The following is a 226-nucleotide window of genomic DNA, read 5'->3' as shown; positions in this document are numbered from 1 at the left end:
TACTGTTCATCGTGCTCCTGGGCCCCACCGCGATGAACATGATGGAGGCATTCTCCTAGTGCTCCCGAGCACCACCGCGACCGTGACCGCGATCCTCACCGCGGCGGTGTGCGCGGCACTGGCCGCCGCGCTGACCGGGTGGATCCGGTCGGTCGCCGACTCCGACTCCCGCTGGCTGCGCTCCGGTCTCCACGTGGCTCTGGCCGCGGCGGGAGGCGCGGGGGCC

Origin of the sequence: Dietzia sp. DQ11-38-2, from assembly GCF_014145055.1 — a bacterium.
Taxonomy (GTDB): domain Bacteria; phylum Actinomycetota; class Actinomycetes; order Mycobacteriales; family Mycobacteriaceae; genus Dietzia.
This window is presented reverse-complemented; position numbering follows the sequence as displayed.